Origin of the sequence: Bacillus sp. FSL H8-0492 (genome assembly GCF_038006145.1) — a bacterium.
GTDB classification, from domain to species: domain Bacteria; phylum Bacillota; class Bacilli; order Bacillales; family Bacillaceae_G; genus Bacillus_A; species Bacillus_A mycoides.
The window spans coordinates 85,631-101,428 of the sequence record NZ_JBBOUP010000002.1 but is presented as its reverse complement, the minus strand read 5'-3'; the positions used below and the strand labels follow the sequence as shown (position 1 = coordinate 101,428).

Annotated in this window: 18 protein-coding genes and 1 pseudogene; 12 read left to right on the top strand and 7 right to left on the bottom strand. The window is 36.1% G+C overall.

Translation table 11 applies throughout. The annotated features are described in order from the left end of the window. The first annotated feature begins 59 nt into the window (after positions 1-59). A pseudogene (locus MHH66_RS27840) lies at positions 60-1,480 on the top strand (MBL fold metallo-hydrolase). Positions 1,481-1,644: 164 nt separating this feature from the next. Here MHH66_RS27840 and MHH66_RS27835 read toward each other — a convergent pair. Next, a complete protein-coding gene (locus MHH66_RS27835; protein ID WP_078185303.1) occupies positions 1,645-2,238 on the bottom strand; it encodes a TasA family protein in 594 nt (197 codons plus the stop codon). A 299-nt stretch (positions 2,239-2,537) separates the two neighbouring features. Between MHH66_RS27835 and MHH66_RS27830 the strand changes: the two genes are divergently transcribed. Beyond that, positions 2,538-3,773: a peptidoglycan DD-metalloendopeptidase family protein gene (locus MHH66_RS27830; RefSeq protein WP_234803737.1), complete on the top strand. Its 1,236-nt coding sequence runs from the start codon at positions 2,538-2,540 to the stop codon at positions 3,771-3,773. A gap of 246 nt (positions 3,774-4,019) precedes the next feature. Here MHH66_RS27830 and MHH66_RS27825 read toward each other — a convergent pair whose 3' ends face one another. Beyond that, on the bottom strand, positions 4,020-4,538 hold the full coding sequence (locus tag MHH66_RS27825) for a hypothetical protein (protein WP_078185304.1): 519 nt from the start codon (positions 4,536-4,538) through the stop codon (positions 4,020-4,022). Positions 4,539-5,119: 581 nt separating this feature from the next. On the opposite strand from MHH66_RS27825, the gene MHH66_RS27820 reads away from it, so the two are divergent. From MHH66_RS27820 to MHH66_RS27810, 3 genes are read left to right on the top strand one after another with little or no spacing between them, the layout of a single operon-like run. Then, complete coding sequence (locus MHH66_RS27820) at positions 5,120-5,350, top strand: hypothetical protein (protein WP_065486461.1); 231 nt, start codon at positions 5,120-5,122, stop codon at positions 5,348-5,350. 13 nt (positions 5,351-5,363) lie between these two features. Continuing rightward, a complete protein-coding gene (locus MHH66_RS27815) occupies positions 5,364-6,401 on the top strand; it encodes a hypothetical protein (RefSeq protein ID WP_078185305.1) in 1,038 nt (345 codons plus the stop codon). A 39-nt stretch (positions 6,402-6,440) separates the two neighbouring features. Next, entirely contained in the window at positions 6,441-6,617 is a 177-nt protein-coding gene (locus MHH66_RS27810; RefSeq protein WP_340868027.1) for a hypothetical protein, read from the top strand. A 1,720-nt stretch (positions 6,618-8,337) separates the two neighbouring features. Here the strand turns inward: MHH66_RS27810 and MHH66_RS27805 are convergent. After that, on the bottom strand, positions 8,338-8,535 hold the full coding sequence (locus tag MHH66_RS27805; protein ID WP_234803740.1) for a hypothetical protein: 198 nt from the start codon (positions 8,533-8,535) through the stop codon (positions 8,338-8,340). A gap of 136 nt (positions 8,536-8,671) precedes the next feature. Continuing rightward, positions 8,672-10,084, bottom strand: coding sequence for an IS66 family transposase (gene tnpC / locus MHH66_RS27800; protein ID WP_078185306.1), 1,413 nt, complete (start codon positions 10,082-10,084; stop codon positions 8,672-8,674). A 78-nt stretch (positions 10,085-10,162) separates the two neighbouring features. Here tnpC and MHH66_RS27795 point away from each other — a divergent pair, with 78 nt between their 5' ends. Both MHH66_RS27795 and MHH66_RS27790 read left to right on the top strand, forming a co-directional pair. After that, positions 10,163-10,351: a hypothetical protein gene (locus MHH66_RS27795; protein ID WP_078185307.1), complete on the top strand. Its 189-nt coding sequence runs from the start codon at positions 10,163-10,165 to the stop codon at positions 10,349-10,351. 81 nt (positions 10,352-10,432) lie between these two features. Then, on the top strand, positions 10,433-10,789 hold the full coding sequence (locus tag MHH66_RS27790) for a hypothetical protein (protein ID WP_078185308.1): 357 nt from the start codon (positions 10,433-10,435) through the stop codon (positions 10,787-10,789). A 400-nt stretch (positions 10,790-11,189) separates the two neighbouring features. On the opposite strand, the gene hfq is transcribed toward MHH66_RS27790, so the two are convergent. Both hfq and MHH66_RS27780 read right to left on the bottom strand, forming a co-directional pair. Continuing rightward, positions 11,190-11,378 (bottom strand): RNA chaperone Hfq, encoded by a 189-nt coding sequence (gene hfq / locus MHH66_RS27785; RefSeq protein WP_078185309.1) that lies wholly within the window; start codon positions 11,376-11,378, stop codon positions 11,190-11,192. Beyond that, complete coding sequence (locus MHH66_RS27780; RefSeq protein WP_078185310.1) at positions 11,375-12,232, bottom strand: hypothetical protein; 858 nt, start codon at positions 12,230-12,232, stop codon at positions 11,375-11,377. The genes hfq and MHH66_RS27780 overlap by 4 nt, the downstream gene beginning before the upstream one ends. A gap of 416 nt (positions 12,233-12,648) precedes the next feature. Here MHH66_RS27780 and MHH66_RS27775 point away from each other — a divergent pair, with 416 nt between their 5' ends. From MHH66_RS27775 to MHH66_RS27755, 5 genes are read left to right on the top strand one after another with little or no spacing between them, the layout of a single operon-like run. Next, positions 12,649-13,065: a hypothetical protein gene (locus tag MHH66_RS27775; RefSeq protein ID WP_078185311.1), complete on the top strand. Its 417-nt coding sequence runs from the start codon at positions 12,649-12,651 to the stop codon at positions 13,063-13,065. A gap of 11 nt (positions 13,066-13,076) precedes the next feature. Continuing rightward, on the top strand, positions 13,077-13,400 hold the full coding sequence (locus tag MHH66_RS27770) for a hypothetical protein (RefSeq protein WP_078185312.1): 324 nt from the start codon (positions 13,077-13,079) through the stop codon (positions 13,398-13,400). Between the two features lie 6 nt (positions 13,401-13,406). After that, positions 13,407-14,579, top strand: coding sequence for an FtsK/SpoIIIE domain-containing protein (locus tag MHH66_RS27765; protein WP_078185313.1), 1,173 nt, complete (start codon positions 13,407-13,409; stop codon positions 14,577-14,579). Continuing rightward, positions 14,563-15,219: a replication-relaxation family protein gene (locus MHH66_RS27760; protein WP_078185314.1), complete on the top strand. Its 657-nt coding sequence runs from the start codon at positions 14,563-14,565 to the stop codon at positions 15,217-15,219. Before MHH66_RS27765 ends, MHH66_RS27760 begins: the two co-directional genes overlap by 17 nt. A gap of 13 nt (positions 15,220-15,232) precedes the next feature. Then, entirely contained in the window at positions 15,233-15,451 is a 219-nt protein-coding gene (locus tag MHH66_RS27755; protein ID WP_078185315.1) for a hypothetical protein, read from the top strand. Positions 15,452-15,486: 35 nt separating this feature from the next. On the opposite strand, the gene MHH66_RS27750 is transcribed toward MHH66_RS27755, so the two are convergent. Further along, entirely contained in the window at positions 15,487-15,708 is a 222-nt protein-coding gene (locus MHH66_RS27750) for a helix-turn-helix domain-containing protein (RefSeq protein ID WP_078185316.1), read from the bottom strand. Between the last annotated feature and the right edge of the window lie 90 nt (positions 15,709-15,798).

Below are 15,798 nucleotides of genomic sequence, written 5' to 3'. Positions count from 1 at the left end.
AAACATTGTCAAAAGGAATTCTGGTTAAAAAAGAGTTTGAAATATAAGGGGGCTGATGTATGTTATTAGAATGTTTTTATCATGAAAAATTGGCTCATGCTTCTTATATCATGGGGTGCCAGGATCACGGAGTGGCCATCGTTATCGATCCAGGACGTCACATCGAACAATATATGGAATTTGCTAGAAAGCGAGGATTAGACATCATTGCGGTAACGGAAACACATATTCATGCTGATTTTGTATCTGGTGCAAAAGAGCTTGCATTATCTTGTAACGCAATGTTTTATGCATCAGCTGAAGGGGGAAGCACGTGGAAGTATCAGTATCTCGATCAAGTGCCATACCATCTTGTCAGAGATGGCAGTGAATTTCATATTGGTACGATCCAATTTCAGGTTATTCACACACCAGGACATACGCCTGAAAGTATCTCATTTCTAGTCATAGATACAAAACAGCATAATGAAACCAATGATAAACCGATAGGGATTTTTACAGGAGATTTTCTATTTGTTGGTGATGTGGGTAGACCAGATTTATTAGAAACCGCTGTGGGTATTCCACATCATGCGAAGGATAGCGCCAAAGACTTATTTCATTCGATCCAAAAAATCAAAACGATGCCGGTATACCTACAAATTTGGCCTCCCATCGTGCTGGTAGCGCATGCGGAAAATCATTAGGCGCCATTCCCTCTTCTACAATGGGCTATGAGAAACTTTTTAATTGGGCCTTTCAAACAGAGGAACAAAATTCTTTTGTGGTGCATGTATTAAGTGGACAGCCGGAACCACCACCTTATTTTTCTAAAATGAAACGAATCAATCAAGCTGGTCCGCCGATTCGTACACAGGGTCTCATAAAAGAAATACATTCTTTCCCTGCATGGCAACAACTAGCACATACAGACCAACAAATCATTGATACAAGAAAACCAAAGTTTTTTGCATCTGGTCACGTAAAGGGGTCCCTGAATATTCCTTATAACCAGTCTTTTACAACCTGGTGTGGTTGGCTCCTAGAGGATAGCCAGGACCTTATCATCGTTATCGATCCTCTGTCTGCAAATATAAACGAGGTACGGAGAGATTTGGAAGCAATTGGACTAGACCGTACGATAGCCTATATGCCTTCAAACACACTGGAAGATATAGAGTCATTAGAGACGTATGAAGAAAGAACCGTTCAAGAATTGTTTCCTCTTATACAATCGGGAACCCATCCCGTTATTGATGTTCGAAATCAATCGGAATGGAACGAGGGACATCTTCCACATGCCAAACATATCACGCTAGAACACTTGACAGAGCATGTACAAGATATTCCAAAAGATCGTCCGATTATTGTGCAGTGTCGTTCTGGTATACGTTCCGCTATTGCAGCAAGTATATTACAGAAACATGGTGTAAAGGAAGTAATGAATGTACAAGGTGGATATCTAGCATGGCTAAAGGCGGAATTCCCTATTTGTAAATAAAGAGATAGAAAAGTACAATCATCACACGAAAGAATATAGGATGAGAAGAATAGTAAAAAGGGATAGAAATCTATAAAAAACCGTTACATTTTGTAAATTACTCTATACGATAGCTTGATACATCAAATGCTTATTGTATAGAGTAATTTTCTATGCAGTATTTTTTATCTTTCCCTTCCCTCTGTTTGATTTGCTTGGAATTTCATTTTCAAAGCTATACTATCTCCTTGGAACATATTTTGATCGTTTCCATTGTCTTCAAATATAAACTTCATCCAAAACCAATCCATTTTCCCAGGTTGTAACCCTCGTGATTCCGTCCATTTGGATGCAAATACTTTCTTTGAAACGATTTCTGATCCTTGTTCTTTTAGTTCTGCAAGGGTTGTTTCATAAACAGGGCTCTTTGCTGGATCCCACTCCCAAAGGAATTGTACTTTTATATGCTTACCAAAATCATCTGCCTGATTATTTTCCAGATCATCGTTTCCCGTATAATCTATTTTCATCACAACATCTTGAATAGCTAACGTACCACTATTTTTTAAGTTGAATTTTTTTAATATTTTATCCCCTGGTTTCAACTGATTTAAATCCAATGAAGTCGTAGGTTGCATAGCTAAATCTAATGTACCCGCAGTAAATGTGTTATTCGTTACCACTTGATCACTAAAATAGGCATATGTTCCCCCACCGATGAAAGATAAACCAAGAGCGGCAGAAATCACTCCTACCCCTACTTTCTTTTTGAATGATATATTTTGTTCCTCCTATTCTATTTCTAATCTATGTAAGACCCCCTTGATATAGATATAGCACGAATAGAGGGAAGTTTATATGGAAATCAAAACATGACATATTGAGAAAATTCTATGGTCATCTCGCTTTTCGAAATGCATCGCTATACAAAGTTACGTGTATCCCTAAAATCTTGCTACTTTTTATTTTTGCTCTCAAGTATAAAATACCTATCCACATGATTTTCTCAATAATAAATGCTAAAACATAGCATATACCCCTTATGAAAGCTATTTTTATAAAGGTAAGGGGTGAAAGAATGAGGTTACAGAAGAGGTTTCGATGGATTTTATTTGGTATATTTCTAGTATTACTACTAATAGGAGTGGGGTATTCTTCAATATTACGACCAGACAATCCAAAACCGATGAAGAACGCACTACCCGTGCAAACACCAGAAACGTCGATTAAACATGCTGTTTTACAAGAACTATCGCAACAAAAAAAGACACTAGGGGAAGAACCACAGATTGCAGATACACAAGTGCAGGTGAATGTGAAGCGGTTATCCAATGATGAGAACTGGGCATTTGGCTCTGTAGTGATATTGGCTCCACATGTAACAGGAGCATTTCCAGAAGGAAAACTTTTCATTGCGAAACACGCTACTACAAATTGGGAAGTCGCTTTAGAAGGAATGGATTTGTTCAGCGAACTCTCACAACAAATTCCCGATGCAATGATGAGCGCGCAAGAAAAAAAGGCATTTTCTTTACCTGGGAATGCGCAGGCCCTCTCACAGAATAGGCCTGAACTTCGGTTACCTTACGAAAAAGGACAATCTTGGGTGATGTCTGGCGGTCCTCATGGATGGTCAGGATCAGATAGACCCTATAGTTCTCTGGATTTATATGGCGGAGACCAACGCGTGTTAGCTGCGGGAGATGGCATCGCTTACACCATGTGCGCAAATAACAGAGGCTGGATCCGTATCTATCATGAAAATGGATATGCCACGGATTACTATCATTTGTGGAATAATATGATACCAAATGGTCAGCCAGTCCAAGAAGGAACCTTTTTAGGTTATACGGGGACGGATGTATCGTGTGGTGGATATGCAAGTGGTCGCCATGTGCATTTTTCCCTCTTGCAGGGCAATACGCGTATACCTTTACAAGGAAAAGAACTAGGTGGCTGGGTATTCTTTGAAACCTCCCCTTATAATGGCTATGCGATGCATGGGAGTACAGTGAGATATACAGGCTATACTTTGTATAATTACGGAAAACTTCTTGCGAATCAAGGGATTGTAGATGCGAATGAAGGGGGTACAGTAAACCTTCGTACAGGCCCCGGTACGAACTATCCGGTTGTAGGTTCTCTTCATGATGGAGAGGTTGTAACGGTTTCTTGTACCGCAAATGGGGCGACATTTACTGGTCGTAAGGGGAGCACCAATAGATGGAATCAACTAACAAATGGGTATTGGATGAGTGACGCCTATCTGTATACAGGTACCAATGATGCGATAGCTTCTTCTTGTAACAAGTAGCGCATCGTATGTAAAATGAAAAATTGATAGGTTCTCTTACATGGAACAACCTCCAATTTGGATGATCCCAATCATTATTTTCATTAAGATAGAACCCAGAATCTCTTCTTATACAACAAACAGAAGGTACTTTGGTATACGCCTCTGTTTGTTGTATGTATAAAGATTCTAAATTTCATAGCTAGCATACAAGTTTATAAAAAATAAAGTTCTATTTTCTATTACTTATGTTAGGAATCTTTATATTTAACGAATAGCTGCGCCATTTGGTATAGCATTTTTCATCCACTGAGGAAGCATAGCTGCCTCTGAATGAAAAGCATACTTGTTCAAGATAGACGGACTCGTAATCCAGCGTTTCATTGGTTTTCCAGTCGCATCTTTATCAAGAAAATAGAGAAACGAATCCTTTTCAAACCGTACTAATCCCATATCCGGATCAATACTTCTTCCATTTGGAATCGTATGTAAGCTTTGAAATTCTAATACCCCATCCCAATTTTTAAAAATACGATTATACGTATCTGAATCTGTAATGTAACGTTTCATGCCTCTATCCACTAAATAGATGGCTGGTTTTCCTACTTCCTTTACACGATAGCCATTATAGACATATTGGTCATTTTGTAGAAATTCTTGGTTCATAGCAGTAATTTTTTCTTGACCAGCTGCATGGGCTTGCGGTGCAACAATGATACTGCAGCCAATCAAGGCAGCTAATGTAAATTTTGATAACCCTTTCATCATCTTTTCCACGCCTTTCATTTTTAATTGTAGAATGCAGACATGTAAGACATTCTCAGAAGTTCTTTCCACGCTGTCTATTATAATAAGAGCGTTATCATTTTGTTATCATTTTTTATGTAGAAATACAGGGAATCTATTGAGAAAATAAATAGGCATATTTCTATATCCTATATGTTCGTTTGTCTACAAAATATGAATACATACTTGTACACCATCTGTTACTGCTGAATATGAAAAGGACGAATTGTATCTATGTTTATCAATAGCTTAAGCCCTGTTTATAATTCAGTGGGGCTTATATTTTGCAATGTTATATTCCGAAGTTCTATATTTTTACATATTTTCCCGCTTTTTTATACAGAAAATTTCTAGTATTTTATAAGTAAGCTGTTATGTAACTTATTTTGTAAGAGTAGGAAACAAAATAAGTTTTTTAGAGAGACTTTCTATAGAAGGTCTCTTTTTTTCTTTCTCATCTATGCTTCAAGAAGGAAAATACAGGAGTATAGTTAAATACTTATAGTGGTGTCATACACCATTTTTTTAAAACCATCGAAGACAAACCGAATATATCATCTAAATGAAGAGGGAGCGGTCCGATGGAATTAGAACAAGTTGTGCGCAAATATGAAACAGATTTATTACGTTTACCTTATGTTGTAGGAGTAGGAATGGGATTTGTACAAGAAAAAGAAGTGATTCAAGTATTTGTTTCGAAAAAAGTACCGCGTTCTCAATTAAAAGCAGCGGAACAAATACCTACACAATTAGAAACATACCCAACGAACATTATAGAAGTGGGGACCATTACAAATCATTACACGGGATAAGGAGGAGAGTGTTATGGGGAAACATTCAAATATAAAGGTGTTGACTGTTCAGGAACAACAAGACATTCAAAAAGTGCAGCAAGATGTAGAGGATGCTTTCTTACAGTTTCGGAATGTAACAGGTATTGGAGCTGGTATTCAACAGGTAAACGGGGTTATGACAGGCATACCCTCTTTACTTGTATTTGTAGACCAAAAACTACCTATTGAAACATTAGAAACGAATCAAGTCATTCCAAAAGAAATAAACGGAATCAAAACCGACGTCATTCAAACAGGATATCTATTTGCTGGGAATCAACAAACATTACAAGTTGATACACAAACACTTTCCACTCGAGTTCGTCCAGCCAAAGGGGGATATAGCGTTGCTCATCGAAATGTGACGGCTGGTACGATTGCGACTTGCGTATATGATATATTACCGAATGGTTCTACCAATCCGCCAGCACATGGATATGGTATCCCAAATCGATACTATATATTAAGTAACAATCATGTATTAGCGAATAGTAATAACGCGAACATAGGCGATCCCATTTTACAACCTGGTCCAATTGATGGGGGAAGCGATCCAACAGATCGGATTGCAACCTTATCAAGGTTTATCCCAATTACCTTTTCTTCACAAGTACCACTTGAAAATCAAAACAATCTTGTTGATGCCGCGATTGCAGAAGCACCATTTCATCAGATAGATCGTTCGATTCATTGGATTGGTTCTGTGCAAGGCTGGCGACGAAAACAAAATGTTACCGTCGGTACCCGCGTCATGAAAACGGGATGGACCACAAATCATACACATGGAGTCATCACTGCGGTAAACGCGACCGTAGATGTGAATTACGGAAGTGGTAAAGTTGCACGGTTTCGAGATCAAATTGTCACAACCAACCTTTCTTCAGGCGGAGACTCTGGCTCTTTAATCACGACAAATGATGGCGTTGCCATTGGCTTGTTATTTGCTGGTTCAGCCTCAGTTACAATCGCAAACCAGATCGAACATGTACGATCTTTACTTGGCATCGAAGTGGCAGAAAATATATTATAACATTTTCTACCCTTGCGATACCTATTAAACATCTCAGCAATGGTTACGCTGTTGGGGCTGTTCGCGGAAATGGAACGTAATTTCATTCGTGAGCGGACGATGGCCGGTAAGCTCAGAGCGAGAGAACATAGAGTAAAGTTTGGACGTAAAGGGAAAAACAAGGATTTAGTAGATCATGTCATTGATCTTTGGAAAACGAGAAAAAGACGACTGTAACAAAATCAACATTATATCGTGAGATTGAAAAACGTGGGCTAATGAAAGAATCTTAACTTCGCTGTATCTATTCTTACGAATAGAATCACTAAAATGTCTCTGAATCAATGTAGAACAGACTGGTTCAGAAACATTTCCTTTTATGGAATAAACCCTTAATGTACCTTTTGGAGGGGATGGGTAAGAAACCCGATGATTAGATTGCAACATATGGCGAATACATACTGCCTATCAAGGAGATTTCCTTGATGGTGAAATGTTGATGTACCAACCATAGAGGACCTCTATCACGGTTTTTATGTTTTAAACAAACGTTTGATTCGGCACCCTTCGTACGAAACCCATACGGATTCGCTACAATTCGTCAATGTTTTATATGTTTTTTGAGAAAGGAATCCTCGTATGTATAAATCTAATTTCGTGGCTTTCTTACTATTCATAATCTCTTTTTCTTGTTATGTTATCTATATAACTGAAAACCCACTCTACTTATATCCAGTTGTGTTATTGTCTATTATGTTGATTACAATTGTAGGTGTCATTCTGTTTAGTGATTTTCATGATTCAACTTATTTGAAATATATCCTCTTTATGGGATTACTTCTGTATCTTATTCTTATATGTAGTACCGTGCTAAACGTGATATAAGTGTGTGTACAACAACATAGTAACAAGTATATTTTAATTCCTTTCTATTAGCTCCCACAAGATAGATAAAAAATAAAAGCGATTCGGAAACTCATTTTTGTAGGCTTCCTTCTTTGTCTATTGTATGTTTTTCTTTTCATTCTTAAAATTTATAATAAGACAAAAAAGAAAAAACGTAATCTTTATGAAAGCGTCTCTTCTTTATATATAAACTTACAAACAACGGAAAGGAATTTACATCCACTTGTATCTTAGCACACATCCTCATCGACGAATATTGAGAAATTTCTACATGTATGATAGATACATAGGACTAAGGTATTTCATTCGTTTACTTTTACAATTACCAATTGAATGATCGCCATTTCAACAAAGGTTACTGCAACAACGTGCAATGAAAAGAGACTGTTCACCAAGACAAATGGAAGATACCGTATTATATTTCATGCTCCAAACAAAGTAAAAGAATCCTACCATAAAGAAGGATTCTTTTACTAGGTATTCTGTTGACAAATGAGCAATCCACGGGAATTGAGTCTCTCAATACTCAATTCCTTTTTATGTTATACCAAAGCAGACATAGTATTCAAGTACGAGTACAGCATTTTGAAAGTGTAGCATGAAATCTATTCCTCATCTCCGTACAGAATGCTTCCATTTCTTGTTCGTTGACACTCCTACGACTTTAGCTAACTTGTATATGCTATCAGGTTCTATGCAAAATAGGAAAGCCAGGAACTGCAGTAAACCATATAGATTTTCTTTTTCAAACGTCCCTTCTTAAATGGCAGACAAAAAGATGATTCTCGAATGGGAATCACCTTTTTTGTTACGAAATAAAATAGAATGATACCGTTTATTCTACATATAAACCAATTGCGGCAACAATCGCTTCCGAAGCGTATTCCCATTTTCCATCTGTTAAAGCGCCTAATTGTTGGCCAATTTGTGATAGAAGATCTGGTGTAATCGGAACGCCAAAATATTGAGCAATGATTGCACCGATAGGTGCTGTAATTTTTGTCCATCCACCACGATCAATTTTAATTTCTAAATTTTTGATTACCCCATCTTATTTTACAAAGCGATAATAGACTTGATCATCTAAACGAAAACTTAAATGATGTGAAATTTGACCATTTACGACAGTTTGATTGCCTAGTTTCGAAATATACGCTGGTTTCACATTAAATTCATGGTCAAATACTTTTAATTTTTTAATTTCAGGTCCTAACAAAGCAGCTTGTACCGCCTTATCAAGATTATTCATAGGAATAGCATCTAGATTTGTAACTACTCAGCTTAGTTAAACAAAAAAGCATGCCAAATACATGTTTCCTGTTCGAAAACATGAAAAGAACACACTCCGATAAAAGAAAGAATCTATATGAAATAGAAACATTCTCTTACGAAAGAGTGGTATTCCAAGGAACCGTTCCGGTTTTTAACACCTGACTTATCGCTTGTAATACTGATTGATTTTGTTTTTTCATGGTGCTCATAAAACTGCGTATGTGGCAAAATGATTCTGCACCTTCCTTACTACGAAACGTCCCAGACACTTTTTGTTTGACTTTCGTCATCCGAATATCTCGCTCCGCTTGATTGTTATCAAATGGAATATCTGGACTTTCTAAGAACGCTAGAATTCTGTCAGCATACTTGGCAAAGCGATTCCATAAATTTTGAGAAGGCGTCTGCTTTCTTTTCTTTTTTTGTTCTGCAGAAGGCACCTGTTTGCCTTTCAATATGGCCTGGTATGCGGCAAACAGATTCTTTTTCTCCATTTCTGGAATATTTCCCTTGTATTGCTTTTTTATTGTCAAAGCTTGTGTAAGGAATTCTTTCATTTGTTGTGCCCATGTTTCTCCGGTACTATCTATAATCCCTTGCAAATCTCGCAAGAGATGGGCATTACATAAAACATGGCGACAATCTGTATACACATCATACGGTTTCCACCCATCATGCATGGCAATTCCAGAAAAAGAAGGCAAGATTTCACCTGCATCCATCGCTTCTTTTCCGCGTTTTTCATGAATATGTTGCAAGGTCACCTCCGGTGTACTCGCAGTATGTAACCATTGTGTTTTATTTTCTACTCGCATACCGGTTTCATCAAAATGGACAACAGAAGACTGCAGGATCTGTTCTTTTACTTCTTCGAGAAACGGCCGCAATTGAGCAGAAAAAGCATGGGTATGATTGACTAACGTACCTTCGCTTATCGAATGTCCAAAACAATCTTGAAAGAATTCTTTTGTTCGTTTCAAAGAAAGGCATTGATAATGTGTTAAATAAGGAATCAGTCTTTTTATATTTGGACCATATTGAACAGGACGAGAGACGGTAGAAGGAAATTGTGATTCTTGGATAGAATGGCAATGTGGGCATTCTTTTTGTGCTACTTTATGTTCCGTCACTTCTATTTGGATAGGTGGTAAATCATACACTTGGCGAATGCGGTATCCTTTTACAGGTTCATGTTTTAAGGACGTATGACAACAAGTACAATGCGTAGGAGAATAGGTAATCGTATGGTCAGGAGTCGTTGTCAAATGAAGTGTATGTCCTTTGTGGCCCAACTGGCCACCGGTTTGACGCTGGGATGATTTTCGCAAACTTTTTGTAATAGGCTTACGAAAACCATCTGTAGAGGGTGGTTTATGACTATTTGTAGAGTTTTTTTTTGAACGATTTTCTAATTCTTCTATACGCTCTTTTAAATTCTGTATTTGACTTTCTAATTGATGAACAAAATCGCAAATAGCTTGAGGTCCCTTTTGATAGACAGCTAGAATTTCTTGTTTTTTCAACATAAATACCACCTCCTTGTATGATATGTCTAGTATTCATACAAAAAGTACATATCAGACTAGTAAATTAAAAAAGCCTCCGTGAGGAAGCTGAGTAGTTACGAATCTACATTGATTTTAGAAACGTTAGGTAGACGTTACAAAGATTTTTTTACAGTAATAGAAAATGGTTGCTGGTTTTTAACAGTAAACAAACAGATATATAGTGAGGAACGCCTTGGAATAGCTGCATGTTTAGCAGCGGTCAATAGTGTAAGAAATAAGGATTAATTAGAAATTGATACTTACTTTAGGGAAAACAAAGAAACTAAAGATTGAATATTGAATCTATTTGTAAAGGGGAAATTAAAAATGTTAAATGTAGCATTACAAGAACAAACGTATTGGAAAGAACAACAAAAAATTATTCGTAAAAATAATAAAAAGTTACTTATTTCATTAGAATCAAATTTATACGAAAAACTGCAAGGTTTAGCACTCTATAATGAGGATTTAGATCAAATTGCCTCGGATCTTGTTATGGAAGGGATAGAGTACATTTATATGGAGGACACCCCTGTTCGTGAATATCATGCATTTCAATATTTTATAGAAATCGAACTATCGCAATTTCAACTAAAGTTACTGCAACAATTAGCACTCAAAAGAGGATGTTCAGCAAGAAAAATGGCGTATACAGTGTTACATTTCATGCTCAAGGCACAGTAAAAGAACCCTACAAAAAAGCAGGATTCTTTTCATAAGGTATTCTGTTGGCAAATGAGCTTTCACCACGAGGAATTGAGTCTAGTCCACTCAATTCCTTTTTATGTTATAACAATCTGGAATGAGATTTCAACAACAATACGAAAAAAAGATAGGAATAATCCTATCTCTCTTTCGTACAAGGTTTCGATGACAGAAAACTCATTCAGCTCATATTTTATTTTAAATTAATAAAACAGAAAATTCAATTTATTTATTAATTTCTCAATATGATTTTTGTATTTTTAAATTATAATATAGTTAATTCTTTATATATATATTATTTCCTGTTGAGAATCCTTATGAAGGGTTCTTTTTTTTGTCATAAATATACAATTTAATCCCTGTAATAACTATGTATTTTTTATACAGCTACGGTTGAGATAGCCTGTTTATATATCAATTGTTGTTTATCATTGTTTTTAATCAAAATTGTAAACTTATCCACTGCTATTATTTGCCCAGGGATTCTAAACCCATTCAATAAAATAATTGTAACTTCTTTTTTTGATTCGATTACTTGCTGATATAATTCATCTTGAATATTAATCATTTGGATCGTTGCAACTCCTTTGTTTTTTTAGAATCATTCATAGCTTCTAAAAAAGCGTATTCTTTTACCGTCATTTCAACGGTTGGACAATATTCGACTTTTGATAATTCATGTAGTAAAGAAAGGTTTTTACTTAATTGTTTTACCATGTCATCTAATGTAATTTGATTCGTACCATATCCAATCACTGGGTTTAAAAATACATCTAACCCTATGAGACTTGGTTCAATGAGAGAAACAATCTCTTGTACTTTTGGCAATATGGCCGTTTCATAGCGCTCTTTAAAGGATTCTAAATCATCTGGCGTTGGCTCATTTGAACAAAATTTTTTAAATGCTACCACACGAATATCACTCCGCAATTCCTTAATCCGTGTTTGATACAATTCCTGGTCAAATCCGTCTTTATCCGCAACATCAAAATGAAGCTCTGTCTGTGATCTACGTTTTTTTTTGTGAAAATCCATAAGGAGTTGTTCTTTTGCATTAAACATCATAATAAAAACAGTACGCTCTAAATTCATAACTTGGTTTGCGACGCCTAATGTTTCATCTAACACTTTTGCACGTTCTTTTTCACTTAACTTTTTTATAGAGGATGGAACAAGTTTTTTGACATTCTCAAATGACTCTGAATTTGTAATGTGTTGAAGAGAAAATTGAGCAACCTCTGGTAAACAAGGATCAGTTGTTTTGTCGAAAAGTAACAAATCTTTAATCGTTCGCACTGTATTTTTGATCTCTTTTTGAGCTTGGCGAACTTTTTCTATGCTTCTTTCCGTGTATTCTGGTTGTTTAAGACGATTGAAAATGTATTGTCTTCTTTCTTCAAAATGTTGCTGCAATCGTGACATAGCTGTTTTCCCCTCTCTAATTTTCTGAATTGAATAAACTTTCCTTTTATATTGTATCATTAAACTTTTTGGATTGGGGGACGATAGCAAGGTTTATTTAAAAAGACAACACGTGACAACGTATATGAGACAATCAACAACGAATATTCTTTACCAAGGTAATGATCAAAGTGAATACCAAGTTCATAGCCAAAACATCAATCATGGTATGACTACCAAAAGAAATCGTTGATTTCACTATGTATTTACGCATTTTTGATTTTTGTTTATAAAGGGGGGAGTGCGGTTGGCAGCAAAAGAAACTTGTGAGTATTGTCATTGTCTTTTTGTCGCTTTGGATGTATTGGGAGTATTACGGAAAGAAGTATTGTTCGGAATCCTGTAGGCATCTAGATAATAAATAAGGAGAATCGACAATGGAAAATTCTTATGAGATTATTGGTAACCAAATAAAATTCTATTTGAAGAGTGATCCAATGAAAGGATGGAATCAAATACCTAGTCCGCAATTTCGCAATAGCCAAGAAATAGCTGATTGGTGTAGGGGTTCAACAAACGAGTTTATGTGTCAATGGGATGCGCTGAATCAAAACGCAATGAGTGCAACAGATACGACGGATTTTTTGTACAGGTGGATGAGTTGGTATGTGACAGAGCCACTGAATGGTACAGCACGAGAAATACAAAAATTACCGGATGAACTGGCCAACGTCCTAACAAACGTACCTGTTGATGCATTTGAGCTAATTAAAAATACCTCTCACATGGTTTTAGATTGTATTTATATTGCATTGGACTGGATACCGCAATTATTAACGATTTTGTTTTTCTAGGAGGAAAAAATATGTTTAAGCGAAAAGAGACAATTTCTTTCCAATCTTTTATGAATCAGTCCTATAAAAAGAAAAAACAAACAAAGATATACAGTATAGGTCCTATCAGTCCACTTGCATTCTTTCATATGTCACAGCCACTTGTTCATACATATCTTGCACTAGGTGTATTAGGAGGGCTTACGATTGGAGCTGTTTTGTTGGAAAAATACCTGGTACGTAATGATCATATATTTCCGGCAAAACTTGTTTCAGAAGGGCTGTATTACGGTGTACGGATAGGTGGGATTGGGTTCATTGGTTATGTATTCATTCGCATTTTGATGATGTTATAGGGGGCGATGTATTTGAAGGAGTGGTTACAAAAAAGAAAGTATAAACATCAATTAGAAACAGTGTTTCGAAAAGCGAAGATATATGATGAGCATGTTACGAGAGGGGGAAAGGTTCCAGTTTATCCTAAAATCCATGACATCTTAGAACAAAAAGAAAGTGTGAGGTACACTTTTACATTGCCAAATGGAGTGGATCCAGCGCAAATCCAAAAGAAATGGTTTTGTTTTCAGCAAATTTTGGGTAAGAATCTTATGATTCAAGGCAGTGTGAAAAAATTTGTCCTTCATGTATTCTTTTTTGATGCGGGATTGCAGCAATTTACGTACCGCTATAAACAATGGCAGCCATTATTACAAGAATATCGTTTACCAATTGTCGTAGGACGTGACCAATTCGGGAAAATGATTGTCTATGATATGGTGGAGGCAAATACACCACATTTATTGATTGCTGGTGAAACAGGGAGTGGAAAGAGTAGTATGGTACGCGTTGTATTGTCTACATTAATTCAATATATGACACCCAATCAACTGCATTTGTACCTGGGAGATTTAAAGAATTCAGAGTTCCACTTCTTACGAAGAGTGAAACATGTAAAAGATGTTTGTATGGAAGAAATGGAAATGACAGCAATGTTGAAAAAGCTTTGGAAAGAAGTGCTGTATAGAAGAAAACTGATGGAAGAATATGAAGTAGGCCATATCGATGAATACAATGAAATAACCACAGATGAACAAATCCCCTATATATTAATTGCGATTGATGAAGTAGCAATGCTTCAGGATGAGCAAGAATGTACCACCATAATAGAAAAAATATCCGCTGTTGGCCGATCGCTTGGAATCTTTCTTATGCTGAGTATGCAACGTCCAGATGCTAAAGTGTTGGATGGCAAATTAAAGCTCAATATGACGGTAAGAATGGGATTTAAATGTGCGGATTCTATAAACAGTACTATCATGGGTACGCCAGGATCTGAAAACTTGGAGCAATCTGGTCAAATGATTTTAAAACTAAATGGACTACAAAAAGTGCAAGCACCTTTTCTAGAATTAAGTAAAGCGAAGGAGATTATAGAACCCTATCGCATCCCAAAAGACCAGGATATTGTGAATAAGGAGCTAGAAGAGTATAAACAAGAAGCTGTATTTGGGGTGTTAGATGATGTTAACGACTAGAGACAAACAGATTATCAGTCATTTACAGCAATTTCGTTGTATGTCGCGGGATGATATTATTGATCTTCATTTTAAGAAAGTAAAAAATGCTGTTACTTGTTGCAATACGGTCATGAAACGTCTTTGTCGTGAAGGGTATATTGATGTAGACACGTCCCAACGTCCATATGTGTATTTTCCCTATCCGAGTCCCATACGCAAAGGTAGTCAAAAAATCCGTCATTTCTTAGCAATTGTAGATGTATACAAACAGTTATTACAAGTTGAAAGACCAAAAGTGTTTCAGGTAGAACCAAAGTATAAGAAAGGGTATATGGAGCCAGATATCTTTACCATTTGGCGAAAAAGTCCATTCTTTATTGAAGTGCAAAATTCAATTTACAGTAAAGCAGTCATGCAAACAAAGATAAAACGATACGAATTATATTTTCATAGTATGGAATGGCAAAAAGAACCCTGGCAGCCCAAGCATACACATGTATTCCCTTCTTTGTTACTTCTTACCGATTCGACGTATCCGATCTCTAGCTCAAATTTCCTCATCTTTCAAGCCTCCACTATTCAGTACTTTTTAGAGCAAGTTACTCCAAAATCAAAAAGTATTTCTGTGCAAATTGGATCGTCCAAAAAGCAATTATAAAGGAGCGATTGAATTGATTGATTTAACGAAAGAATTGAATGAAGCATTTCAAAGGTATCAAATTGGCACACATGAAATTGCATTTTGGATATATCTCACACTGGAGCGCATGACAGAAGATTATCGCGAGATATATGAACAAGAACTCACACAAGAAGAAATGAAGAGATTAGAGGATGTAGCAGACGCCTTAAATAAAATTACAAATCAATGTTGGTGGTTACTTAAATAAAACAGTAAAGCACAAGACAATAGTTTCTTGTGCTTTTACATGTCCCAAAAGTCATTTATTTTAGCATGGGGGTCAACTTTTCTTATAGTATTTAATATTTTCTTCATAATTTCCGGTTTTGGTATATAAGAAGTGTCCCTACATGCTTTACTTATGGTTTTAGCGGATACTTTAGATTTTTTAGCCAATTCTTTTTGTTCAATACCTTGTCGATCTAACCATTTTTTTAAGTTGGTTCGTGTTTGTCGAAAAAACATTTTTTCACTTCCAATCCTATAATTTTTTTATTTACAATTATGGACAGAAAAGTGAACTTACATACATTTCAAATAACCTTAAGGTTATTT